Annotated in this window: 18 protein-coding genes; 5 read left to right on the top strand and 13 right to left on the bottom strand. The window is 71.3% G+C overall.

The annotated features are described in order from the left end of the window. Positions 1–56 precede the first annotated feature (56 nt). Positions 57–1193 (top strand): AI-2E family transporter, encoded by a 1137-nt coding sequence (locus tag BLT28_RS28125; RefSeq protein WP_081900077.1) that lies wholly within the window; start codon positions 57–59, stop codon positions 1191–1193. On the opposite strand, the gene BLT28_RS28130 is transcribed toward BLT28_RS28125, so the two are convergent. Further along, positions 1180–2385, bottom strand: a complete 1206-nt coding sequence (locus BLT28_RS28130; RefSeq protein ID WP_030427837.1) for a GGDEF domain-containing protein — start codon at positions 2383–2385, stop codon at positions 1180–1182. The genes BLT28_RS28125 and BLT28_RS28130 overlap by 14 nt on opposite strands. Before the next feature lie 159 nt (positions 2386–2544). Between BLT28_RS28130 and macS the strand changes: the two genes are divergently transcribed. The 3 genes from macS to BLT28_RS28145 are packed head-to-tail and all read left to right on the top strand — an operon-like array spanning position 2545 to position 4923. Beyond that, the gene (macS, locus tag BLT28_RS28135; RefSeq protein WP_030427838.1) at positions 2545–3684 is read left to right on the top strand and encodes a MacS family sensor histidine kinase; all 1140 of its coding nucleotides are present in this window, start codon (positions 2545–2547) and stop codon (positions 3682–3684) included. Further along, positions 3681–4355, top strand: a complete 675-nt coding sequence (locus tag BLT28_RS28140) for a response regulator (protein ID WP_030427839.1) — start codon at positions 3681–3683, stop codon at positions 4353–4355. The genes macS and BLT28_RS28140 overlap by 4 nt, the downstream gene beginning before the upstream one ends. Continuing rightward, positions 4348–4923, top strand: a complete 576-nt coding sequence (locus BLT28_RS28145) for a DUF1707 SHOCT-like domain-containing protein (protein WP_030427840.1) — start codon at positions 4348–4350, stop codon at positions 4921–4923. Before BLT28_RS28140 ends, BLT28_RS28145 begins: the two co-directional genes overlap by 8 nt. Here the strand turns inward: BLT28_RS28145 and BLT28_RS28150 are convergent. The 11 genes from BLT28_RS28150 to BLT28_RS28195 form a co-directional block, all read right to left on the bottom strand. Then, positions 4920–5741 (bottom strand): class I SAM-dependent methyltransferase, encoded by an 822-nt coding sequence (locus tag BLT28_RS28150; protein WP_043810554.1) that lies wholly within the window; start codon positions 5739–5741, stop codon positions 4920–4922. The two genes, BLT28_RS28145 and BLT28_RS28150, sit on opposite strands and share 4 nt — an antisense overlap. 9 nt (positions 5742–5750) lie before the next feature. Continuing rightward, complete coding sequence (gene ptsP / locus BLT28_RS28155) at positions 5751–7394, bottom strand: phosphoenolpyruvate--protein phosphotransferase (protein WP_030427842.1); 1644 nt, start codon at positions 7392–7394, stop codon at positions 5751–5753. A 228-nt stretch (positions 7395–7622) separates the two neighbouring features. After that, positions 7623–8012: a D-ribose pyranase gene (rbsD, locus tag BLT28_RS28160; protein ID WP_030427843.1), complete on the bottom strand. Its 390-nt coding sequence runs from the start codon at positions 8010–8012 to the stop codon at positions 7623–7625. Further along, complete coding sequence (locus tag BLT28_RS28165) at positions 8009–8905, bottom strand: ribokinase (protein WP_030427844.1); 897 nt, start codon at positions 8903–8905, stop codon at positions 8009–8011. Before BLT28_RS28165 ends, rbsD begins: the two co-directional genes overlap by 4 nt. Beyond that, the gene (locus tag BLT28_RS28170) at positions 8902–9837 is read right to left on the bottom strand and encodes a substrate-binding domain-containing protein (protein ID WP_030427845.1); all 936 of its coding nucleotides are present in this window, start codon (positions 9835–9837) and stop codon (positions 8902–8904) included. The genes BLT28_RS28165 and BLT28_RS28170 overlap by 4 nt, the downstream gene beginning before the upstream one ends. 38 nt (positions 9838–9875) lie before the next feature. After that, the gene (locus BLT28_RS42170; protein ID WP_030427846.1) at positions 9876–10820 is read right to left on the bottom strand and encodes a substrate-binding domain-containing protein; all 945 of its coding nucleotides are present in this window, start codon (positions 10818–10820) and stop codon (positions 9876–9878) included. 28 nt (positions 10821–10848) lie between these two features. Beyond that, on the bottom strand, positions 10849–11817 hold the full coding sequence (locus BLT28_RS42175) for an ABC transporter permease (protein WP_030427847.1): 969 nt from the start codon (positions 11815–11817) through the stop codon (positions 10849–10851). Then, positions 11814–13427 carry a sugar ABC transporter ATP-binding protein gene (locus BLT28_RS28180; RefSeq protein WP_081900078.1) on the bottom strand — a complete coding sequence of 538 codons (1614 nt, stop codon included), beginning with the start codon at positions 13425–13427 and terminating at the stop codon, positions 11814–11816. The genes BLT28_RS42175 and BLT28_RS28180 overlap by 4 nt, the downstream gene beginning before the upstream one ends. After that, entirely contained in the window at positions 13427–14413 is a 987-nt protein-coding gene (locus BLT28_RS28185) for a LacI family DNA-binding transcriptional regulator (RefSeq protein ID WP_231950901.1), read from the bottom strand. Before BLT28_RS28185 ends, BLT28_RS28180 begins: the two co-directional genes overlap by 1 nt. Positions 14414–14659: 246 nt before the next feature. Further along, positions 14660–17215, bottom strand: a complete 2556-nt coding sequence (locus tag BLT28_RS28190) for an MMPL family transporter (protein ID WP_063766523.1) — start codon at positions 17213–17215, stop codon at positions 14660–14662. Positions 17216–17458: 243 nt separating this feature from the next. Beyond that, positions 17459–19633, bottom strand: coding sequence for an MMPL family transporter (locus BLT28_RS28195; RefSeq protein WP_030427851.1), 2175 nt, complete (start codon positions 19631–19633; stop codon positions 17459–17461). Positions 19634–19776: 143 nt separating this feature from the next. Between BLT28_RS28195 and BLT28_RS28200 the strand changes: the two genes are divergently transcribed. Further along, positions 19777–20502, top strand: a complete 726-nt coding sequence (locus tag BLT28_RS28200; protein WP_030427852.1) for a TetR/AcrR family transcriptional regulator — start codon at positions 19777–19779, stop codon at positions 20500–20502. A gap of 170 nt (positions 20503–20672) precedes the next feature. Here BLT28_RS28200 and BLT28_RS28205 read toward each other — a convergent pair whose 3' ends face one another. Continuing rightward, the gene (locus BLT28_RS28205; RefSeq protein WP_081900079.1) at positions 20673–22223 is read right to left on the bottom strand and encodes an alpha/beta hydrolase; all 1551 of its coding nucleotides are present in this window, start codon (positions 22221–22223) and stop codon (positions 20673–20675) included. Between the last annotated feature and the right edge of the window lie 33 nt (positions 22224–22256).

Consider the following 22256-nt stretch of genomic DNA (forward strand, 5'->3'; position numbering starts at 1 on the left):
GTTCCAAGCCGTGATGAGCGGACGCGGCGGCGTGATTGGCACTACCGTCTCGGTACGTGAGCGCACCCAGGCAGATTGAACCGACTCCGATCCGTCGGGACGCCGACGAACCGATCCCCTACGGACTTCGGGTGAGTGCCGCGCTGTCGTGGCGGCTGCTGGTGATCGCGGGCGCGCTCGTCGTGCTCGGCTACGTCGCCGCGTACTTCGCCACCGTGGTCATCCCCGTGGCCATCGCCCTGCTGCTGTCGGCGCTCATGGGCCCGGCGGTGACCGCGCTGGTCCGCTGGCGGGTCCCGCGCTGGGCCGCGACGACCGTGGTGCTGGTCGGTGGGCTCGCACTGGTCATCGGCGTGCTCACCTCCGTGGTGACCGCGTTCATCGAGGGCCTGCCCGATCTGCAGAAGCAGGTCACGCAGAGCCTCGAGACGATCAGGGACTGGTTGATCAACGGTCCACTGCACCTGAAGCAGGAGGACATCACCGGCTACATCAACCAGGCCATCGAGGCGCTGAAGGCGAACACCTCGGTGATCACCTCGGGCGCGCTGTCCACCGCGGCGACGGTCGGGGAGATCCTGACCGGCTTCCTGCTGGTGCTGTTCACGCTGATCTTCTTCCTGCACGACGGGCAGGGCATCTGGCGCGGCATCCTGCGCGCCGTGCCCAGCCGCATCCGGGACCGCGTCGACGTCGCGGGCTCCAGGGGCTTCGACTCGCTGTCCAGCTACGTGAAGGCCACCGTGCTGGTCGCGGTCGTCGACGCGGTCGGCATCGGCATCGGCCTGATCGCGGTCGGCGTACCGCTCGCGATCCCGTTGGCGGCGCTGGTCTTCCTCGGCGCGTTCATCCCGATCGTCGGTGGCCTGCTCGCGGGCACGGTGGCGGTGCTGGTCGCGCTGGTGGCCAACGGCCTGGTGTCGGCGCTGATCGTGCTCGTGATCGTGGTCGCGGTGATGCAGCTGGAGAGCCACGTGCTCCAGCCGCTGCTGCTGGGCAAGGCGGTGCAGTTGCACCCGCTCGCCGTCGTGGTGGCGATCGTCGGCGGTCTGGCGCTGGCCGGTCTGGTCGGCGCGCTGCTGTCGGTGCCGGTGCTCGCCGTGATCAGCGCGGCGATCCGCTCGCTGTCCAGCCCGCGCGAGGTCCCGGTCGAGGTGGAGCCCGATCCCGCCGAGGGCGCTAAGCGAGCGTGACGAGGTTGCGGCCGGCGTTCTTGGCGCTGAGCAACGCCGAGTCGGCCGCGACCATCAGCGTGTCGATCTCGTGGCCGAAGCGGGCGGACGTGGCGACGCCGATGCTGATCGTCAACCCGGTCAGCAGGTGCGGGTGCCCGTCCGCCGCCGTGGTCGGCACGGCGAGACCGCAGACCGCGAGCCGGATGCGTTCCGCCTGCCGTTCCGCGGAGACCGGATCGGTGTTCGGCAACAGGATCACGAACTCCTCGCCGCCGAAGCGACCGACCAGGTCGCGGCGCTGCTGCACCTCGTCCTGGAGCAGTCCGGCGACCGCGGCGAGCGCCGAGTCCCCGGCGAGGTGGCCGATCTCGTCGTTGACCCGCTTGAAGTGGTCGAGGTCCAGCAGCAGCACCGCGGCCGTGGTCCTGCGTGCCCGCGTGCGGACCAGCTCCGCGCGGGCCAGCCGGTTCCAGTGCGTCGCGTTGGTGAGCCCGGTCTTCGGGTCGCGCTGCGCGGAACGCCGCCACTGCGCGAGCTGCGTCGCCCGGCCGAGCAGCACCAACGGTGGCACGAGCACGATCACCGCCAACGGATCGGCCAGCAGCACCATCGCGCTCAGCACGCCCGTGCACACCGCGACGACCCCGACGCCGACGTCCAGCGGCTCGCCGAAGACCTCGTGCGGGCGCGCCTGCGGTTTGCGGAGCCAGAACCCGAAGCCCACCAGCAGCGCCCGCGCGGCCAGCAACGTCCCGCCGACCATCAACGAGCCGAAGAGGTTGTCCCCGTAGTGGTTCGGGCACGTGCCTGCCACCAGACACGCGACGAAGGTGGCGACCGTCGTCGCCGCGGTGGTGAACAGCCATCGATGGGGCCCCGGGCGCTGTTCGAGGACGCCCTGCAGCACCGGACCGATCATCAGCAGTACGACGAGGTTCGTCGGCAGGGTCAGCGCGCCCGCCAGCAGGTAGGCGATGTGCACCGCCCACAGGCTCTGCGGCGACTCCGCGCGGAACGGGTCACAGGCCGAGGTCACGACCACGACCAGCACGGACACCCCGGCCAGCACGCCGAAGTCGCGGATCTGGTCGTCGGTCGGCGGCGGCCCGCCGAGCGAGCTGGTCAGGAAGACGCCGACAGCTGCGGCGTAGATCAGGCACCAGTAGAGCAACGCCGGCTTTCGCAAGCTCAGCAACGGCCAGTCGCGCACGCGGCCCTCCCCCAAGGCACATGCAGCAGAACGCGTCCAGCGTGGCACAGCGGACGGGGGCGCACGGCGAACTTCACCCAGAGATGAGATTCGCCTCGGGCACCCGGCAGGATGGCCGGTGCCGACAGCACCGCGTCCGGGAGGGGGATCACCGTGTCGATGTCCACCGCCGAGGACACGCTGGCTTCGACGATGGCCCCGCTGTGGCGGGGCGCGGTGCTGTTCCGGGTCGGCACCTTCGTCTTCGCCACCGTGGGGTTGCTCCTTCACCAAAGCGAGTACCAGCGGCAATGGCTGGGCTGGCTGATCCTCGGGGTGATGGCCGGCTGGACCGTCTTCACCTCGTACGCCTACAGCAGGGAGTCCGGACACCGGACCCGGATCGTCGCCGTCGACGTCCTGCTCACCCTCGTTCTCATCGGCTTGTCGGCGCTCGTTCTGGATAGGGCGTATCTGGAGACCCCGCGGCCGACGGTCACCACCGTGTGGGGCGCGAGCTGCGTGGTGGCCGCCGCCGTGCAGGCCGGTCAGGTCGGCGGTCTCCTCGCCGGCGGGGCGAACGCGCTGGTCAGCTTCTTCGTCAGGGGCTACTTCACCTTCGACATCGCCAGGGACACGATGTTGCTGATCGCGGTCGGGTTCGTGATCGGAATGGCCTCGACCACAGCGCGCCGCTCCGCCATGCAGCTGGACCAGGCGCTGCGGGCGCAGGCCGCGACCGCGGAGCGGGAACGGCTCGCGCGGTCGATCCACGACGGGGTGCTCCAGGTCCTCTCGCGGGTGCGCAGGCGCGGATCGGAGGTCGGCGGCGAGGCTGCGGAGCTGGCGAAGCTCGCCGGGGAGCAGGAGGTGGCCCTGCGGTCGCTGGTCGCCGCGGCGCCGCCGGACTCCAGCGTCGACGGTGAGGTCGATCTCGGCCCGCAGCTGCAGGTGCTCGCCACGCCACGGGTTCAGGTGTCGGTGCCCGCCACTCCGGTGCGGGTGCCGACGAGCACGGCGGCGGAGCTGGTCGCGATCGCGCGGGAGGCGCTGACCAACGCGGACAAGCACGCCGGGCCGGACGCGCGGGCGTGGGTGCTGCTGGAGGACCTCGGGGAGGACGTGGTCCTCAGCGTCCGGGACAACGGCCCCGGCATCCCGGAAGGGCGGCTCGCCGAGGCTGAGGCCGAGGGCCGGATGGGCGTGTCCCGGTCGATCCGGGGGCGCGTCGCCGACCTCGGTGGCAGCCTGGCCCTGCTGACCGCTCCCGGGGACGGGGTCGAGTGGGAGATCAAGGTGCGGCGAGGGGGAACGGAATGACCGAGACAACATCGGCCGTGTCGGTGATGGTCGTCGACGACCACCCGATCTGGCGCAACGGGGTCGCGCGGGACCTGGCCGAACGCGGGTTCGAGGTGCTGGCGACCGCCAGCGACGGCGAGGCCGCGGTGCGGATCGCCCGCACGGTGCGGCCCGCCGTGGTGCTGATGGACCTGAACATGGGCGCGAGCACGGGTGTCGAGGCCACCGGGCGGATCACCACCGAACTGCCCGGCACGCGCGTGCTGGTGCTCTCGGCCAGCGGCGAGCACAGCGACGTGCTGGAGGCGGTCAAGGCGGGCGCCTCCGGATACCTGCTCAAGTCCGCGTCGGTGGAGGAGCTCGTCGACGCCGTGCAGCGGACCGCGGCCGGGGACGCCGTGTTCACCGCGGGTCTCGCAGGACTGGTGCTGGGCGAGTACCGGCGGATGGCCGCCACCGGCCCGGAGTCCGACCCGGGAACCCCGAGGCTGAGCGAGCGGGAGACCGAGGTGCTGCGCCTGGTGGCCAAGGGGCTGACCGCGCGGCAGATCGCCGACCGGCTGGTGATCTCGCACCGCACCGTCGAGAACCACGTGCAGTCGACGCTGCGCAAGCTGCAGCTGCACAACCGGGTCGAGCTGGCCCGCTACGCCATCGAGCACGGACTGGACGGTGACCCGGATGAGTGACCGGGACCTCCGGGTCTCCGACGCCGAGCGGGATCACGTGCTCGGCCTGCTGCAACGCGCGGTCGGCCAGGGCAGGCTGTCGCTGTCGGAGTTCTCCGAGCGCTCCACCCGCGCGGCCTCCGCCGTGGTCCGCGCGGAGCTGAACTCGGTGTTGATGGACATCCCCGGGATGGTCCTGGACACCGCGGCCGCCAAGGGCTCGCTGGAGCTGCGGCACACCGGCTCCACCATGCACCGGACCGGGCGGTGGGTGGTGCCGAGGACGCTGGTGCTGCGCGGGAACCTCGGCACGAGCAGGCTGGACTTCACCGAGGCGATGATCGCGGAACCACTGGTCACCGTGGAGATGGACAGCACGGCGGGCTCCACCACCCTGGTGCTCCCGCACGGCGCCACGGTGAACATCGACGAACTGGTCCCGGTGATGGCCACGGTGATCGACAAGGTGGGGCCCGGCGAACACCGCGGCGTCCCGCACTTCGTGCTCACGGGGACGCTGCGGATGGGCACGCTGAACATTCTGCCGCCCGCGCGGAAGAAGCGCGGTCTGCGCAGGTTCTTCGGCTAGGACCTGGTGGCGCGCAAGGCGAACAGCAGCGGGATGCGCGGTTCGTCCTCCGGCAGCCGCCACCAGCCCGGCTCCACCTGGACCATGTTCGGCCAGCGCGGCCACTGCAGTTCCTCGGTCTCGCGCAGCCCTTCGACGCGGAGCCCGGCCCCGGCGAGCGCGGTGACCAGTGCGCCGATGCCGTGCCGCCACTCGTAGGCCCACGTCGAGCCCGCCAGCGCCGGGCCGTCGGTGTAGGTGTGCGTCGAGTTCTTCTCGATCGCGCCGCGGCCTTCGAGGTAGTCGTTGCGCAGCAACAGGTCTGGGCCGTCGTCGGCGTGCTGCCGCGGGCCGAGCGCGTTGAACAGCGGGTGGAAGTCGACGACGTAGGCCAGCCCACCGGGTCTGAGCAGGGCCGCGACCACGGACGCCCACGCGGGCAGGTCCGGGAGGTAGCACAGCGAGCCCTTCGCGGTGTAGACGACGTCGAACCGCCGTCCGCCGAGGGCTTCCACCGCGTCGTAGACGTTGGCCTGCACGAACTCCACGTCGTCGCCGGAGCGCAGCGCACGGGCGCGCGCCTCCTCGATCGCGGCTCCGGAGAGGTCGAGCCCGACCGAACGAGCACCGCGGCGGGCGAACGCGACGACGTCCGTGCCGAGGTGGCACTGGAGGGTCAGCACGTCCCGGCCGGTCAGGTCGCCGAGGTCGGCCCATTCCCACTCGGCGAACCACGTCTCCGGATCACGCTGGTAGAACCGGCTTTCCGCGTGGATCGGAGTGCGGGCGTCCCAGTTGGCCTGGTTGGCCCGCATCCTCTGCTCGTCGCCGCTGTCCACGGCGCGAGCCTAGAGGTGCAGTGCGGCGCGGGCGACGGCTCGGGCGTGCGCGGGGTCCTTGGCGGCGAGCACCGCGCGGGCGGCGTGGCGGCACGCGTCCGCGGTGACCCCGCCGAGCGCGGAGCCCACCCGGGCGAGTGCGGCGGCGTTCATCGACAGGCTCGTCACGCCGAGCCCGACCAGCACGCAGCCCAGCACCGGATCTGCGGCGGCCTCACCGCAGACGCCGACCGGCTTGCCCAGCTCCGCGCCCGCGTCACCGACGAGCGCGATCAGGCGCAGCAGCGCGGGCTGCCACGGGTCGTTGAGCGCGGCGAGCGCGCCGAGCATCCGATCGGCGGCGAAGACGTACTGCGCGAGGTCGTTGGTGCCGAGGCTGACGAAGTCCACCTCGGCCAGGATCTCCTTGGCGGACAAGGCGGCCGCGGGGATCTCGATCATCACCCCGGCTCTCGGCAGCCCCGCGGCGCGCACCCGCTCGGCGAACCAGGCCGCCTCCTCCGCGGTGGCCACCATCGGCGCCATCACCGAGACCTCGGCTCCGGAGTCGGCCGCCGCACCCGCGATGGCTTCGAGCTGGCGGTCGAGCACGCCCTGCTGCTCGCGGCCGATGCGCAGGCCGCGGACGCCGAGTGCGGGGTTCGGCTCGTCCTCCGGGGTCAGGAACGGCAGCGGCTTGTCCGCGCCCGCGTCCAGGGTGCGCACGACGACCGGCTTCCCCCGGAACGGCGTCAGGACCTGGGCGTAGGCGGCGCGCTGCGCTTCCACCGACGGCTCGCTGGTCGCGGAGAGGTAGCAGAACTCCGTGCGGAACAGGCCGACGCCCTCGGCCCCCGCGGCGACGGACGCCCTGGCGTCCTCGGCGGAGCCCACGTTGGCGATGATCTTGACGCGCTGGCCGTCCGCGGTGCGCCCGGTGCCGTCCCACTCCGGCTCGGCCTGCGTGGCCGCGGCGACGACCTCGACCGGGCCGTCCGGCACCTCGACGGACCCGGTGCCGCCGTCCACGACCAGTCCGGCCGCGTCCAGCTCCAGCACTCCGCGCACCGCGACGACGGCGGGGATGCCGAGCGATCGGGCGAGGATCGCGGTGTGGCTGGTCGGACCGCCCTCCTCGGTGACGAGGGCGAGCACCATGGCCGGGTCCAGCCCGGCGGTGTCCGCGGGCGCCAGGTCCCGCGCCACGAGCACGCTCGGACCGGCCAGCTCGGGAACGCCGGGCGGGTCGATGCCCAGCAGCTCGGCGACGATGCGGTCCCGCACGTCGCGCACGTCCTGGGCGCGCTCGGCGAGGTAGCCGCCCGCGGCCTCCAGTCCGGCGGCGAAGACGTTGGCCGCCTCGAAGACCGCGCGGGGGGCGGGCAGGGCGCGTTCGCGCACGAGCTTGGCGGCCTGCGCGGCGAGCGCCGGGTCCGATGCCATCGCGGCGGTGGTCTCCAGCACCGCGCGGGAGTCGCCCTCGACGGTGGCGGCCTTGGCGTTGAGCCGGTCGGCGACGGCCGCCGCGGCGGGGCGGATGCGGCCGGCCTCGACCTCGGTGTCGGCAGGTGCGGGAACGGCCGACGGCTCACCGAGCGGGTCGGCGACGCGGACGACGGGGCCCGAGGCGCGGCCAGGGCTGACACCGACACCTGTGAGCTGCAAGGCTGCCATGGTCTAGACCATACCGAACCTCGGACCAGCGTCAATGCCGCGCGATCATCATCGCAGGTCACCCGATGGAGTTACTGAGGGCGACCACCGTGCAGCTCAGCGTCATCGGCAGCCTAGGCTCCGGCGGCATGAGCACCGACACCCGATCCCGCCGCATCCGCATCATCGCCGGCCTCGTCCTGCTGGCCATGGTGCTGTCCCCGCTGGCGTTCCTGCTCGCCTGAGACCCTAGAACGGAACCCCGCAGCGCAGGACCACGTTCGCATAAGGGCTGGCCTCGCCGGTCCGCACCACCAGCTTGGCGCCGCACAGCAGCCACTTCAGCTCCTCGTGCGGGATGCGCCGCGCCTGCGGAAGCCGCTCGGCCAATGCCGCCGCGCACGACGGGTTGCTCGCGTCGACCTCGGTGGCGACCAGGGCGGACTCCACCACGAGCTCGGCCAGCAACCCGTCGAGCACCTGCAGGAACGTGGGCACGCCGAAGGAGAAGGCCAGGTCGACCACCTGCGGCCCGGCCGGGATCGGCAGCCCGCAGTCGGCGACCACCACGCGGTCGGTGTGCCCGAGCCGGGCCAGGGCCGCGCTCAGCTCCGCGTGCAGGATTCCCCTGCGCCTCACCTGATGACCTCGTCGGCGCGCGGGTAGGAGGGCTGCGCCCCGTGCCGCGTCACCGACGTCGCCGCGACGCGGACCGCGAAGCGCGCGGCTTCCACCAGGTCCTCACCCGCCGCCAGCCTGCCCGCGAGCGCTCCGGTGAACGCGTCGCCGGCTCCGGTGGTGTCCACCGGCTTCACCTGTGGCGAGGCAACGGTCGTGACCCCGTCGCGGTCTGCCACCACAGCGCCCTTGGCACCGATGGTCACCACGACCGAGCGCGGTCCGACGTCCAGCAACCGCACGGCCAGGTCCTCCGGCTCACCCTCCGAGCCGAGCAGCCACGCGGCCTCGTGTTCGTTGACCACCAACGGGTCCAGCGCCGCCAGCACCTCGGCGGGCAGCTCCGCGGTCGGTGAGAGGTTGAGCACCGGGCGGACGCCGAGCTCCACCGCCGCCGCCACCGCATAGGCCACTGTGGACAGTGGGATTTCCAGTGACAGCACCAGGACCGCGGCTTCGGCGAGCACCGGACGAGCACTGTCCACATCGGACTCGAATACTGCGGAGTTCGCACCGGGGGAGACGACGATCGAGTTCTCGCCGTCCGGCGTCACCATGATGTAGGCGTTGCCGGTCGGCCGGTCGGGCCGCGCCACATGGGTGACGTCGACACCCGCGCCGCGCAGCGAGTCCAGCAGCAGCGCCCCGTGCTCGTCCGCGCCGACCGCGCCGAGGAAGGCCACCGGCGCGCCGAGCCTGCCCGCGGCCACGGCCTGATTGGCGCCCTTGCCGCCGGGGGAGACCACCAGGTCGGAACCCATGACGGTCTCGCCCGGCCCGGGGCGCCGGTTCAGCGCGACCACCAGGTCGGCGTTCGCCGACCCGATGACCACGACCCGCGCTGGAGTGCTCACTTCGTGAACTCGGCCAGGTTCTCCTTGGTGACGACCTTGACCGGGACGTCGACCTTGGCGGTGACCTGCTCGCCCTTGGCCGCCTTCACGGCCTGCTCGACGGCGAGCCTGCCCAGCTCACGGGGCTGCTGGGCGATGGTGGCCGCCATGGTGCCGGCCTGGATCGCGGCGAGGCCGTCCTCGGTGGCGTCGAAACCGACGACCTTCACGTCGCGCCCGGACAACGCCTTGATCGCGCCGAGGGCCATCTCGTCGTTCTGCGCGAACAGGCCCTTCAGCGCGGACTGCGTCGGCAGCAGGCTCGTGGTGACCTCGAGGCCCTTGCTGCGGTCGAAGTCGGCGGCCTGCTGCGCGGCGACCTTCACGCCGGGGCTGGCCTTGATGCCGTCGGTGAAGCCCTGGCCGCGGTCGCGCGCCGCGGAGGTGCCCGGGGTGCCCTGGAGCACCACGACGTCACCGCTGCCGCCGATCGCCTTGGCCAGCGCCTCGGCGGCCAGCTTGCCGCCCGCGACGTTGTCGGAGGCGATCTGCGAGGCGATCTTGGCGTTGTTCACCGCGCGGTCCACCGCGATCACCGGGATCTTGGCGTTCTCCGCCGCCTTGGCCGCCGGGGTGGCCTGGTCGGACTCGACCGCGTTGACGATGATCGCCTTCACGCCCTGGGTCGTGAAGGTCTGCACCTGGTTGACCTGCGTCGCCGGGTCGTTCTGCGCGTCCTGCACGACGAGCTTCACGCCGAGGGCCTTCGCGGCGTCCTGGGCGCCGTCGCGCAGCTGCACGAAGAACGGGTTGTTCAGCGTGGAGACCGACAGCGCGACGGTGATCTCGCCACCGGTGCCACCGGAGCCGCCGGAGGCACCACCGCACGCGGCGGTCAGCGCGAGTGTGGCCACGGCAACGGCCGCGAACGCGGACCGGCGGGTGAGCTTCATCTGGGTTGTCCCTTTCACCTGATCAACTGGTGCATCCGCTAGTTGCGGAAGCCGGCGACGTTGTCCTTGGTCACGACCTTGACCGGCACCTCGATCAACTGCCGGACCTTCTCCTTGCGCACGGTCTTCACCGCCTGCTCAACGGCCAGGCGCCCCAGTTCGCGCGGCTGCTGGGCGATCGTGGCGGCGAGGGTGCCGTTCTGCACGGCGGCGAGCGCGTCGGGCGTGCCGTCGAAGCCGACGATCATCACGTCCTTGCCCGCCCGCGCGCCGAGCGCCTTGGCCGCGCCGAGGGCCATCTCGTCGTTCTCCGCGAACACGCCCTTGAGCTTGGGCTGCGACTGCATCAGCGCGGCCATCACGTCCATGCCCTTGGCGCGGTCGAACTCGGCGCCCTTCTTGGTGACCACGCGGATGCTGCTGCGCAGGGCCATGCCCTGGGTGAAGCCCTCGTCGCGGTCGCGGCTGGCCGAGGTGCCGGAGATGCCCTGGAGGGTCACCACGTCACCGGGACCGACTGCCTTGGCCAGCGCCTCCGCCGCGAGCTGGCCGCCCTGCACGTTGTCCGAGGTGACCTCGGAGACCACCGGGCCGTCGATCGAGCGGTCCACCGCGACCAGCGGGATCGCCGCGTTGGTCGCGGCCTTGGCGATCGGCGCGGACTGGTCGGTCTCCACCGCGTTGACCAGGATCGCCTGCACCTTCTGCGTGACGAAGGACTGCACGTCGTTGATCTGCTTGGTGGCGTCGTTCTGCGCGTCCTGCACGAGGAGCCTGACGCCCATCTCCTTGGCCGCCTGCTCGGCACCGTCCTTGAGCTGGACGAAGAACGGGTTGTTCAGCGTCGACACCGAGAACGCGATGGAGATCTGCTGCGCACCGTTGTCGCCGGTGGAGCCCGAGTCGCACGCTGCGGTGAGCGCGAGCGCGGCGGCGGCCAGGACCGCTGCGGCGACGCTCCGATGGCGACCGAAGTTCTTCATCGAGAAACTGACCCTTCCCCTGTGGAGATCACTTGTTCCGGCGGCGGAGCGTGTCGAACAGGACGGCGAGGGCGATCACCACTCCGATGACCACCTGCTGCCAGAAGGGCGTCACCTGGAGCTGGTTGAGCCCGTTGCGCAGGACCGCGAGCACCAGGGCGCCCACGAAGGTGCCCGTCGCCCTGCCGACACCGCCGGACAGCGAAGCCCCGCCGATGACGACCGCGGCGATGGCGTCCAGCTCGTAGCCCACCGCTGCCTGCGGCCCCGCCGACGCCAGGCGACCGGCCAGCAACAGCCCGGCCACCGCGGCGAAGACCCCGGCGAGGCCGTAGACCACCAGGGTGGAACGGCGCACGTTGATCCCGGACAGCCGCGCGGCGTCGGCGTTGCCGCCGATCGCGTACATGGTGCGCCCCGCGTAGGTCCGGGTGAGAATGATTCCGGTCAAGCCAAACACGAGCAGCATGACCAGCAGCGGAACCGGCAGGTAGTCGCCGATGGTGCTGCCGAGCGCGGTGATCTCGTCCGGGGTGGACTTCGGGGTGCCGTCGGAGACGACCAGGGTCAGGCCGCGGGCCACGCTGAGCATCGCCAGGGTCGCGATGAAGGCGGGCAGCCTGCCGTAGCTGACCATCACGCCGTTGACCAGACCGGCGGCCAGCCCCGTGACCAGGCCCGCGACCAGCGCCAGCCAGCCGGGCAGCCCCGCCTCGGTGAACGACCACGCCGCGACCATGCCGGAGAGCGCGGCGACGCTGCCCACCGACAGGTCGATCCCGCCCGAGACGATCACGAAGGTCTGCCCGAACGCGAGCACCGCGACCACGGCCGCCTGCACGCCGACGTTGAGCAGGTTCTGCGCGGTGAGGAAGTTCGGCGCCATGACCGACAGGGCCGCCACGAGCACGATCAGCCCGCCGAGCGCCCCGTTGTCGGACAGCAGCCTGCGCAGGTCGGGACGGCCGCCGTCCCGCTCGACAAGGGTCGTCGTCATCTCGCTTGCTCCCACGTCGTGTCCGCGACGGTCTCCTCGGGCGCCGACGGCCGGGCGGTGTCGCGCTCCGCCTCCCGCCACTTGTCGGAGAAGCCCTCCGTGTGCGACCAGCGCCCCGGCTCGGCGGCACCAGCCGAAACGGCGAGCGCCATCACCGCGTCCTGGGTGGCCTCGGCCGCCGTCAGCTCACCGGCCACCCGGCCTGCCGACATGACCAGCACGCGGTCGCTCATCCCGATCACCTCGGGCAGGTCGCTGGAGATCAGCACCACCGCGTGACCCGCATCGGTCAGCTCGTTGACCAGCTCGTAGATCTCGACCTTGGCGCCGACGTCGACCCCGCGGGTCGGCTCGTCCAGCACGAGCACCCGGACGTCGGCCAGCAGCCACTTGCCGATCACGACCTTCTGCTGGTTGCCGCCGGAGAGCTCGCGCACCGGCTGGTCCAGCCCCGAGGTCTTCACCCGGAGCCTGCCCGCCATCGCGGAGGTGCGCACGCGCTGCGCCTTCCGGTCCACGAAGCCGCCCTTGGTGGCCGCGCGCATCGTGACCAGGCCGAGGTTCTCCCCGACGCTGGAGGTCAGCACCAGGCCCTGGCCCTTGCGGTCCTCCGGCACCAGGCCGAGCCCGGCGCGCATCACCGCGCGCACATCGCCCGCCCTGGGACGGCTGCCCGCGACGACGACCTCGCCGGAGTCGTAGTGGTCCACCCCGAAGACCGCCCTGGCCACCTCGGTCCGCCCGGAGCCGACAAGGCCGGCGATCCCCAGCACCTCACCGGCCCTGACCTCGAACGAGATATCGGAGAACGCCCCGCTCCTGGTCAGCCCGGAGACGCTGAGCAGCACCTCGCCCGGCTCGCGGGCGCGGCGCGGGTACTGCTCGGAGATCGTGCGGCCGACCATCATCCGGACCATCTCGTCCACGCTGGAGCCCGCGGGCAGCACGCCGACGCTCTCGCCGTCGCGGAGCACGGTGATCCGGTCGGCGATGCGCCGGATCTCCTCGAGGTGGTGGGTGATGAAGACCAGGCCGACGCCCTCGTCCCGCAGCTCGGCCATGATCTCCAGCAGCCGGTCGGTCTCGGTCTCGGTGAGCACCGCGGTCGGCTCGTCGAGCACCAGCACCTTCGCGTCGGTGTCCAGCGCCCTGGCGATCTCCACCATCTGCTGCTGGGCGATGCCCAGTTCGCGCACGGGGGTGCCGGGGTCGACCGGAAGGCCCACCCGTTCCAGCATCTCCCTGGCGCGGCGGCGGACGAGGGCGCGGTCGACGAAGCCGAAGCGCCGGGGCATCCGGCCGAGGAACAGGTTCTCCGCGACGGAGAGGTCGGGGACGAGCGTCAGCTCCTGGTGGATGACGGCGATGCCGAGCTTCGCGGCCTGCTGCGGCGAGCCGAGCCGGACCTCCCTGCCGTCCACCACGATCCGCCCGGTGTCCGGGCTGTGCGCCCCCGCGAGCACCTTGACCAGCGTGGACTTGCCTGCGCCGTTCTCCCCGAGGAGCACGTGCACCTCGCCGGAACGCAGGTCGAAGTCCACGTCGGAGAGGGCGAGCGCACCGGTGAAGCGCTTGGTGATCCCTTCGACCCGGAGGAGTTCGGGGCCCATCACAGCCTCTCTCCACAGGAAGCACGGACGATCAGGCGCGCGTCGAGGTGCACCTCTGCCGGCTGCTCGCCGTTGATCAGCGCGAGCAGGCTGCGCACAGCGGCCCCGCCCATCTCCTCGGTGGGCTGGGCGACCACGGTGATCGCGGGCTCGAACAGCGGGAACCACGGCTGGTCGTCGTAGATGGCCAGGCCGACCTCGTCCGGGATGCGCCTGCCCAGCCTGCGCAGCTCCTCCAGCGCGCCGAGCCCCATCAGGTTGTCCATCGCGACCAGCACGGTGGGCGGCTCCGGCCGGCCGAGCAGCCACGACGCGGCGTCCGCGCCGCTGCGGCGGCGGAAGTCCCCGTGGGTGACCAGGTCCGGCGACAACGGATGCCCGAGCGTGCGCAGCGCGTCGTTGAACGCGTGCAGCCGCTCCCTGCCGGTGCTGGTGTCCTCGGGTCCGGAGATCACGCCGATGCGCCGGTGGCCGAGCTTGACCAGGTGCGTCGCCAGTTCGCGCAGGGCCGCGGCGCCGTCGGCGTAGACCACCGGGGCCCCGCCCACGTCGATGCGCCGGTCGAGCAGGACCAGCGGCACGTTGCGCGCGCTGACCTCGCTGACCCAGCCGTCGTCGTCGGTCGCCGGACAGACCAGCAGGCCGTCCACCCTGCGGTCGAGCAGCGTGCGCACGTAGCGCTCCTGCTGCTCCACGTTCTCGTCCGCGTTGCCGAAGATCACCACGTAGCCGTGCTTGCGCGCCTCGTCCTCGACCGCGCGGGCGATCTCGGCGAAGAACGGGTTGAGCAGGTCGCTGATGACCAGGCCGAGCGTCTGCGTCGAGTGCACCCGCAGCGAGCGGGCCAGCACGTTCGGCCGGTACTCCAGGGCGTCGACGGCGGCGAGCACGCGGGCGCGGGTCTCCGGCGTGGGCGCGGAGTGGCCGTTGAGCACCCGGGAGACGGTGGCGGTGGAGACGCCCGCGCGGCGCGCGACGTCTTTCATCGTGGCCACCGTTGGCGCTCCTCCCATTGTGATCACGGGCGTTTTCACCGTGACACAAGCCGTGCGTGTATTCGATTACACGACCCGGTTAATCGAATACACAAGAAGGATTCCGCACTGGATCGAAACAGGTGACACATGTGTCGGTCCATCGGCCGACATTCAGCCCAGCGGATGACACCCGGGCGACGGACAGAGATGACGCGGTCCGGCTCCGTAGCCAGCCGCGTCATTCTCTCCCCGCGCTCAGCCGATGAGCTGCGCCGTCGTCCGGTGCATCACCAGGCGACCGGTGGCCGGGGGCACCCGCTTCAGCCACGAGTCCACGTGGGTCTTGGTGGCGATGCGCATGAGCCAGGGCAGCGGCCGGTCGATGCCCGGGTTGGCCGTCTCGGTGCAGGCGACGAACGCCCGCGCCATGGTCTCCTGCACCAGCCGCTCGGCGTGGTTGATGTCGCCCGCCAGGCGCAGGCAGTACTGGAACAGCTCCGGCCGCAGCGGTTCGAGGCGGTGCAGGAAGTCCCGCTTGGCGGCGCGCACCGTCTGGATCAGCTCCGGCTCCAGCACCACCGAGGCCACCGCGATGGCGCGCTCGGCGAAGCGGGGGATGCGGGTGGTGGAGCTGGTCGTCTCCAGCGCCTTGGCCGCGGCGGGCACCAGGTCGTCCAGCTCGTCGCGCTCCTGCAGGCCGATCCGCTGCTGCAGCCGCCGCAGCGAGGCCGGCGCCCACCAGGTGAACTCGCCCTGCAGCTTCACCAGGGCCGGGACCAGCAGCATCCGCACGATCGTGGCGTCCAGCGCGAGCGCGAGGATCATGCCGATCCCGATGAAGCGCATCAGCGCCATGTCGGAGAACGAGAACGCGCCGGTGACCACGATCAGCAGCACGGCCGCCGCGCTGATCACCTTGCCGGTCTTGCCGAGGCCGATGCTCACGGCCTCCTCGGTGGTCGCGCCGCGCTCACGGGCCTCGACCATCCGGGACATCAGGAAGACCTCGTAGTCGGTGGACAGGCCGAAGACCACGGCCGCCATCAGCACGACGACGCCCGCCTCCAGCGGTCCCGGCTCCACGCCGAGCAGGTCGGCGCCGTGCCCGTCCTGGAACACCCAGACCAGCGCGCCGAAGGTGGCGGTCAGGCTCACCGCGCTCATCACGACGGCCTTGATCGGCATCATCACCGAGCCGAAGGCCAGGAACATCAGCACCATGGTGGCGCCGACGACCAGCGCGATCATCCACGGCAGCTGGGCAGCGGTCGCGGCGAGGCTGTCCACCACCTCCGCGGTGCGACCGCCCACCATGACCTCGGTGTTCGGCGGCTCGGAGAGGTTGCGCAGGTCCGCGACGGCGGTCTTGGCCTCCGAGCTGAGCGAGCCACCGGGCAGCTTCGCGCTGATCGTGGCGACGTCGCCCGCGGCCTGGCCGGGCTTGACCTCGGTGACGCCGGGGACCTTGGCGACCTCGCCGATGAACTTCTGCACGGTCTCCGGGGTCGGCGCCTTGCCCTGGTAGCCGCGCAGCACGATCTGCGCGCCGTCGGCACCGAGCTGCGGGAACTCCCGCATCAGCTGCTCGGCGGACTGGCGGGCGGAGTTCTCCTGGGGCAGCACCTTCTCGGTGACCGCGCCGAAGTTGACGCCGAGGAACGGGGCGCCCAGCACGAACAGCATGGCCAGGATCGGCGCGGCGACGAAGACCGGGCGCTTCATCACCCAGTCGGCGAGCTTGCGCCAGCCGGGCCACTCGCGGTGCTGCACGGCGCCCTTGCCGCGCCGCCACGGCATCGAGAGCGCGTCGACGCGGCGACCGAGCACCGCGAACACCGCTGGGAGCAGGGTCAGCGAGAGCACCGCGGCGATGCCCACCGCCGCCATGCCGCCGTAGCCGACGGACTTGAGGAACGCCTGCGGGAACAGCAGCAGGCCGCCGAGCGCGATCACCAGCAGGGTGGAGGAGAAGGCGACCGTGCGACCCGCCGTCGCGACGGTGCGCTGCACGGCGTCCTCAGTGGAACGGCCGCCTGCCAGCTCCTCGCGGAAGCGCCCGACCATGAACAACCCGTAGTCGATCGCGAGTCCGAGCCCGAGCAGCGTCGCCACGTTCACTGCGAAGGTGTTCACGTCGCTGAAGACGGTGAGCAGCCGCAGCACGCCGAGCGCGCCGAGGATCGTCAGGCCGCCGATGGCCACCGGCAGCGACGCCGCCACCAGACCACCGAAGAACAGCACGAGCAGCACCAGCGTCACCGGGAGCGAGATCAGCTCGGCCCGCACCAGGTCGTTGTGCGAGGTCTCGTTGATCTCCTTGCCGAGCGCGTAGTAGCCGGTCACGGTGCTCTGCGCGCCGTCGACCGCGATCATCCCGCGGACCTCGTCGAAGGCGGCCAGCTTCTCGTCGTCGTTGGCGCCGGCGAGGGTGAACACCGCGACGCCGCGGCGCTTGTCCGGCGTGGCGAACTGCGGGTTCGGCAGCTGCCAGTAGGAGACGACCTTGCTGACCTTGTCCTTGGGCAGCGTGCTCAGCCTGCTGTTGATCCGCTGGCCGAGGTTCGGGTCGTCCACGGTCGAGCCCTGGGGGACCGTGTAGATCGCGACGAAGTCACCGCCCGGCTTGCCGAGCGTGCTCTCCACCGCCTTGGTCGCCTGCACCGCCTCGCTGGTCGGGTCGTCGTAGCCGCCCTGGGAGAGCCGGTCGAAGACCCCGCTGCCCCACGCACCGCCCAGCAGGGCGATCAGCAGCACGGTCGCGACGACCAGCCAGCGTTGGCGATGGACCAGAGATCCCCAAGCAGCGAACACGAGCCCCTCCGGATGGCGGCAGTCCGGCAACCACGACCGTCCGGCCAGTCCGTCCTCTGAGCAGCAGATCAATCACTCTCAGTAGGAGATCCCGAACTGTTTACGCCAAACGGTGGAACGCGACAGAGGCTACTCAGGGGTATCACCTAACGATAGCGTCACAGAAAGAAGTCTGATGTTGAAACTCGCCTTTTCCAGATGCAGGCAAACACGTTCGGGTGAAGGGTGAGTCGATCTTGCTTGTCAGCCCACCGGCTGGGGACTCCTGGACGTTTCGGCGTCCTCCGGAAGATCGTCGGACTCCTGCAGCCCGACCCGCTGCTGCAGCCGCCGCAGCGGACCCGGCGCCCACCACGCCGCGTTACCGAGCAGGCGCATGACGGCGGGGACGAGCAGCATCCGGACGATGGTCGCGTCCAGCACCAGCGCGAGGATCATGCCGACGCCGACGAACCGCATCATCGCCACGTCGGAGAAGGCGAACGCGCCGGTGACCACGATCAGCAGGATCGCGGCGGCGCTGATCACGCGGCCGGTCTTGGCGATCCCTGTCGCCACGGCCTCGGCGTTGCCGGCGCCCTTCGTCTTCGCCTCGACCATCCGGGACATCAGGAAGACCTCGTAGTCGGTGGACAGGCCGAACACGACGGCCGCCATCAGCACCACGATCCCGGCCTCCAGCGGCCCGGGGGTCACCCCGATCAGGTCGGCGAGGTGGCCGTCCTGGAAGACCCACACCAGCACGCCGAAGGTCGCCGACAGGCTCAGCGCGCTCATCACCACGGCCTTGACCGGCAGCAACAGCGAGCCGAACGCGAGGAACATCAGCAGCAGGGTCGCGCCGATCACCACGATCGCCATCAACGGCAGCTGCTCGATGATCGCGTCGAGCGAGTCGGTCACCTGCGCGGTGATGCCGCCGACCAGGAGGTCGGTGTTCGGCGGCGGCGACACGGCGCGGATCGCGCCGATCGCGTCCTTGGCGGCGCTGCCCATGGCATCGCCCGGCAGCTTCGCGCTCAGCGTGACGACGTCCTTGGCCGCACCCGTCACCTGGACGGCGCTGACCCCGGGCACGTTGTCCACCGAGGCGGCGAAGCTCGCCACGGCCCGCTGGTCGGGTGCGGAACCGTCGCGGCTCTTGATCACCAGCTGCGCGCCGTCGTTGGCCAGGCCGGGGAAGTTCGCGTTCAGCGTCTCGGTGGCCTGGCGGGTGGCGTTGGAGGCGGGCAGCACCTTCTCGGTGACCGCGCCGAAGCTCGCGCCCAGGAACGGCGCGCCGAGCAGCAGCAGACCTGCCACGATCGGCACCGCGACCAGGGCGGGGCGGCGCATCACGCCGCTGGCCAGGCGGTGCCAGCCGCGGCCATCCTCCGCGGCGGCGCGCTTGTTCTTCCGCCACGGCAGGCCGAGCGAGTCCACCTTCTTGCCGAGCATGGCCAGCAGCGCGGGGAGCAGGGTCAGCGAGACCAGCGCCGCGATGCCCACCGCGGCCATGCCGCCGTACGCGACGGACTTGAGGAAGCCCTGCGGGAACAGCAGGAGGCCGGCCAGCGCGATGACCAGCAGGGTCGCCGAGAACGCGACGGTGCGGCCCGCGGTGGCCACGGTGCGGCGCACGGCGTCCGGGGTCGCGCGGCCCGCGGCGATCTCCTCGCGGAACCGGCCGACCATGAACAACCCGTAGTCGATCGCCAGCCCGAGCCCGAGCAGCGACGCGACGTTCACCGCGAACGTGCTGACCTCGGTGAACGAGGAGATGATCCGGATGACGCCGAGCGAGCCGAGGATCGCCAGGCCGCCGACGGCCACCGGCAGCGAGGCCGCGACCAGGCCGCCGAAGATCACCACGAGCAGGATCAGGGTGAGCGGGACGGAGACCAGCTCGGCCTTGATCAGGTCGGTCTGGGTGGTCTCGTTGATCGCCGCGGCCATCGGCACGAAGCCGGCGATCTCCGTGCGCACGCCGTCCACCTGGAGCTTGTCCCGCAGCTCGGGGTACTGGCTGATCTTCTCGTTCTCGTCGCCGGACCGGAGGGTGATCACGGCGATCCCGCGCTTCTTCTCCGCGTCGGCGAACTGCGGCGCCCTGGTGTCCCAGTACGAGAGCGTGCGCTCCACCTTGTCCGCGGGCAGCGCGCGGAGCCGGTCGGTGATCTTCGCGGCGTTCGCCTGGTCGTCCACGGTGCCGGTCGGCACGGTGTAGATCACCGCGAGGTCGCCGCCCTGGCGCCCGAGGGCTTCCTTGGCCGTGGCGGTCGCCCGCGCCGCCTCACTGCCCGGGTCCTCGTAACCGCCCTGCGAGAGCTGGCCGAACACCCCGGCGCCCCAGGCCCCGCCGACGACCGTGAACAGGACGATCGCGATGGCCACCAGCCAGCGGCGACGGTGGACGACGGAACCCCATGAGACGAACACGATCGAGCCCTCCAGGTAACTGGTGGTCCGGCGAGCGCTGCGGCTACCGTGCGAGAGCCGGCGCAGTCAGTAAACGGTGTTCACTTCCCGGTTCGTCACCGTACGCGACAGTGAACACCGTTCACAACCCGATAAGGTGAGGTATGACCGAGAGCACTCGGCGCGAAAGACTTCGGGCGGACACCGAACGGGAAATCCTGGCCTGCGCCCGTCGCCTGCTCGTGGAAGACGGCAGCCACGCCGTCACCCTGCGCGCCATCGCCAGGGAACTCGGTATCACCGCGCCCGCGCTCTACCGCTACTACGACTCGCGCGCCGACCTGCTGCGCCACGTCTGCGACGACATCTCCGCCGACCTCGCCGCGACGCTCAACCCGCAGCTGGCCGCGATCCCCGTCTCCCAGCCCGCCGAGCGCGTGTTCGCCGTCTGCCGCGGCTTCCGCCAGTGGGCCCTGGCCCATCCCAGGGAGTTCACCCTCGTCTTCGCCACCAGCCCGGAGGAGACCAACACCTCGACCAACCGGCCCGCCCAGGACCACTTCGGCCGGGTGTTCCTGGAGGTGGCGGGCCAGCTGCTGAGCGAGCACCAGATCTACCCGTCGGAGTCGCTGGAGGTGCCGGAGCGGGTGCGCGGCGAGCTGACCGCCTACCGCGAGGACCTGGCCGCCAACCTGGCCGCGGCCGGTCACCAGGTGGCGGGGGAGAAGCTCCAGCTCGGCACGATCTACCTGATCCTGCAGTGGTGGGCACGGCTGTACGGCCACGTCGCACTGGAGGTCTTCGGCCGCTTCCCGTTCGCGGTCAACGACGCCGAACCGCTCTTCGAGTCGATGCTCACCGAGCTGGCCGCGGTCGTCGGCTTCTCCTGATCACCGCGGCGGGAACAACGCCACGTCGACGCCGTCCAGCGGTTCGAGGTGGGCGCGCAGGACCGGTCGCACCCGATCCCAGTCCAACTCCCGGAGCCGGACCGCGCCACGGCTCGAAGATCTCGGGCGACCTGGCCCGCAACTCCTTGGCGAGTCCTCGTCCCCGACAGTCAGCCCGCGAACGGGACGACGTCCGGCTTGCAGGTCGTGCCGGGCTTGGGCAGCGCGCCCGTGACGAGGTAGTCGGAGGTCGCGGTGATGGCGCACGTGGACTGCTGCGCGGCGATGTGACCCCAGCCTTCGGCGATCAGCAGACGGCTGTTCAGGGTCCGGCTCAGCTCGACAGCACCGGCGAGCGGTGTCGCGGGGTCGAAGCGGTTGTTGATGATCAGCGCGGGCTTGTCGGTCTTCGCCGTCCACGGGCCGGTGTAGCGCTCCTTCGGCTTCGCCTGCCACGACGCGCACTGGCTGGTCTCGTAGGCGCGCAGCATCGCGAAGTGCGGTGCGATCCGCTCACGGCGCTCGGCCGCCGCCCACCACGCCAGCGCGAACTTCGACGTGTCATCGTCGTTGCAGGTGAACGCGCTGTAGGCCGGAGTCAGTTGGTTGTACGGGGTGTCCGGCTCGTACTGGTCCAAATAGGACACGACCTGGGCGAGGTCGGTGGCCGCCTGGCCGGTGGGCTCGGCGAGCGCGCGATGGGTCAGGTCGAGCATGAAGTCGATCCCGGTCCACGCGTTGGTCTGGTAGAGCCGACCGCCGACGTAGACGACGAGCTTGGAGTAGGTCAGCGAGACCTTCTTGCCGTCCGGCGTGGTCAGCGCCAGCGGTTTCGCCCGCAGCCTGGCGAGCAGTTCGTCGTGGGCGCGCGGTCCGTGCTTGGCGAACTGGCAGCTCTTGCCCTGCGCGCACAACCGCAGGAACTCCCGCATGGTGTCGCGGGTCGAGGTGTCCGAGCCGATCCGTTCGGACGGCACGGAACCGATCGGCCCCGTGGTGGAGTTCGCCGGGTTCAGCACGCTGTCCAGCACGAACGAGCCCACGCGCGCGGGGAACAGGTTCGCGTAGACGGTGCCGAGGGCGACACCGTAGGACTGGCCGAGGAAGTTCAGCCTGTGCTCGCCGAGCGCCGCGCGCACCAGGTCGAGATCCCTTGCCACGGCAGCGGTCGAGAGGTGGTCGAGGAGTTTTCCCGTGTGCTTGCGGCACTCCGCGGCGAACTCGGCGTCCTTGGCGGCGCGCTTCATCACCTCGGACGGGCTCACCGGAACGGTCGGCACGCCCGCCCCGAACGCGGCCGCGGCCTCCGGAGTCGCGAAGCACTTCACGGCGGGCGTCGCCTTGCCCACCCCGCGCTGGTCGAGCGCGATGACGTCGTAGCGGTCCCAGACCCGGTCGTCCCACGGCGCCGGGAGGTGCTTGGCCTTGACCAGTTCGAGGTACTGGATGGTGGAGAAGCCCGGACCGCCGCGGTTGACCACCACCGAGCCCAGCCGCTCCGCGGGATTGCGCGCGGGCGCCTTGACGAGCGCGAGCGTGACCCGGTCGCCGGTGGGACCGGCGTGGTCCACCGGCACGTCCAGCGAAGCGCACTTGAGCTCGGCGTTGTCCGCACAGTCCTTCCAGGACAACGGGTTCGCCTGCGCGGACGGGGCGCCGGTCAGCAACGCCGAAACCGCAACGCCCACCACCGCGAGCACGCGGCACCGTCCCCCGATCATGCTCCCGACCGTACATAACCAATGCGCCACCGG

The sequence above is a fragment of the Allokutzneria albata genome (assembly GCF_900103775.1).
Taxonomy (GTDB): Bacteria; Actinomycetota; Actinomycetes; order Mycobacteriales; family Pseudonocardiaceae; genus Allokutzneria; species Allokutzneria albata.

Excerpts from the sequence above, each read along its gene's own strand:
- BLT28_RS28185 (WP_231950901.1), bottom strand. The coding sequence starts at position 14,413 with ATGAAAGACGTCGCGCGCCGCGCGGGCGTCTCCACCGCCACCGTCTCC.
- BLT28_RS28200 (WP_030427852.1), top strand. The coding sequence starts at position 19,777 with ATGACCGAGAGCACTCGGCGCGAAAGACTTCGGGCGGACACCGAACGG.
- BLT28_RS42170 (WP_030427846.1), bottom strand. The coding sequence starts at position 10,820 with ATGAAGAACTTCGGTCGCCATCGGAGCGTCGCCGCAGCGGTCCTGGCC.
- BLT28_RS28140 (WP_030427839.1), top strand. The coding sequence starts at position 3,681 with ATGACCGAGACAACATCGGCCGTGTCGGTGATGGTCGTCGACGACCAC.
- BLT28_RS28180 (WP_081900078.1), bottom strand. The coding sequence starts at position 13,427 with ATGGGCCCCGAACTCCTCCGGGTCGAAGGGATCACCAAGCGCTTCACC.
- macS (WP_030427838.1), top strand. The coding sequence starts at position 2,545 with ATGTCCACCGCCGAGGACACGCTGGCTTCGACGATGGCCCCGCTGTGG.
- BLT28_RS28145 (WP_030427840.1), top strand. The coding sequence starts at position 4,348 with ATGAGTGACCGGGACCTCCGGGTCTCCGACGCCGAGCGGGATCACGTG.
- BLT28_RS28205 (WP_081900079.1), bottom strand. The coding sequence starts at position 22,223 with ATGATCGGGGGACGGTGCCGCGTGCTCGCGGTGGTGGGCGTTGCGGTT.
- ptsP (WP_030427842.1), bottom strand. The coding sequence starts at position 7,394 with ATGGCAGCCTTGCAGCTCACAGGTGTCGGTGTCAGCCCTGGCCGCGCC.
- BLT28_RS42175 (WP_030427847.1), bottom strand. The coding sequence starts at position 11,817 with ATGACGACGACCCTTGTCGAGCGGGACGGCGGCCGTCCCGACCTGCGC.
- BLT28_RS28170 (WP_030427845.1), bottom strand. The coding sequence starts at position 9,837 with ATGAAGCTCACCCGCCGGTCCGCGTTCGCGGCCGTTGCCGTGGCCACA.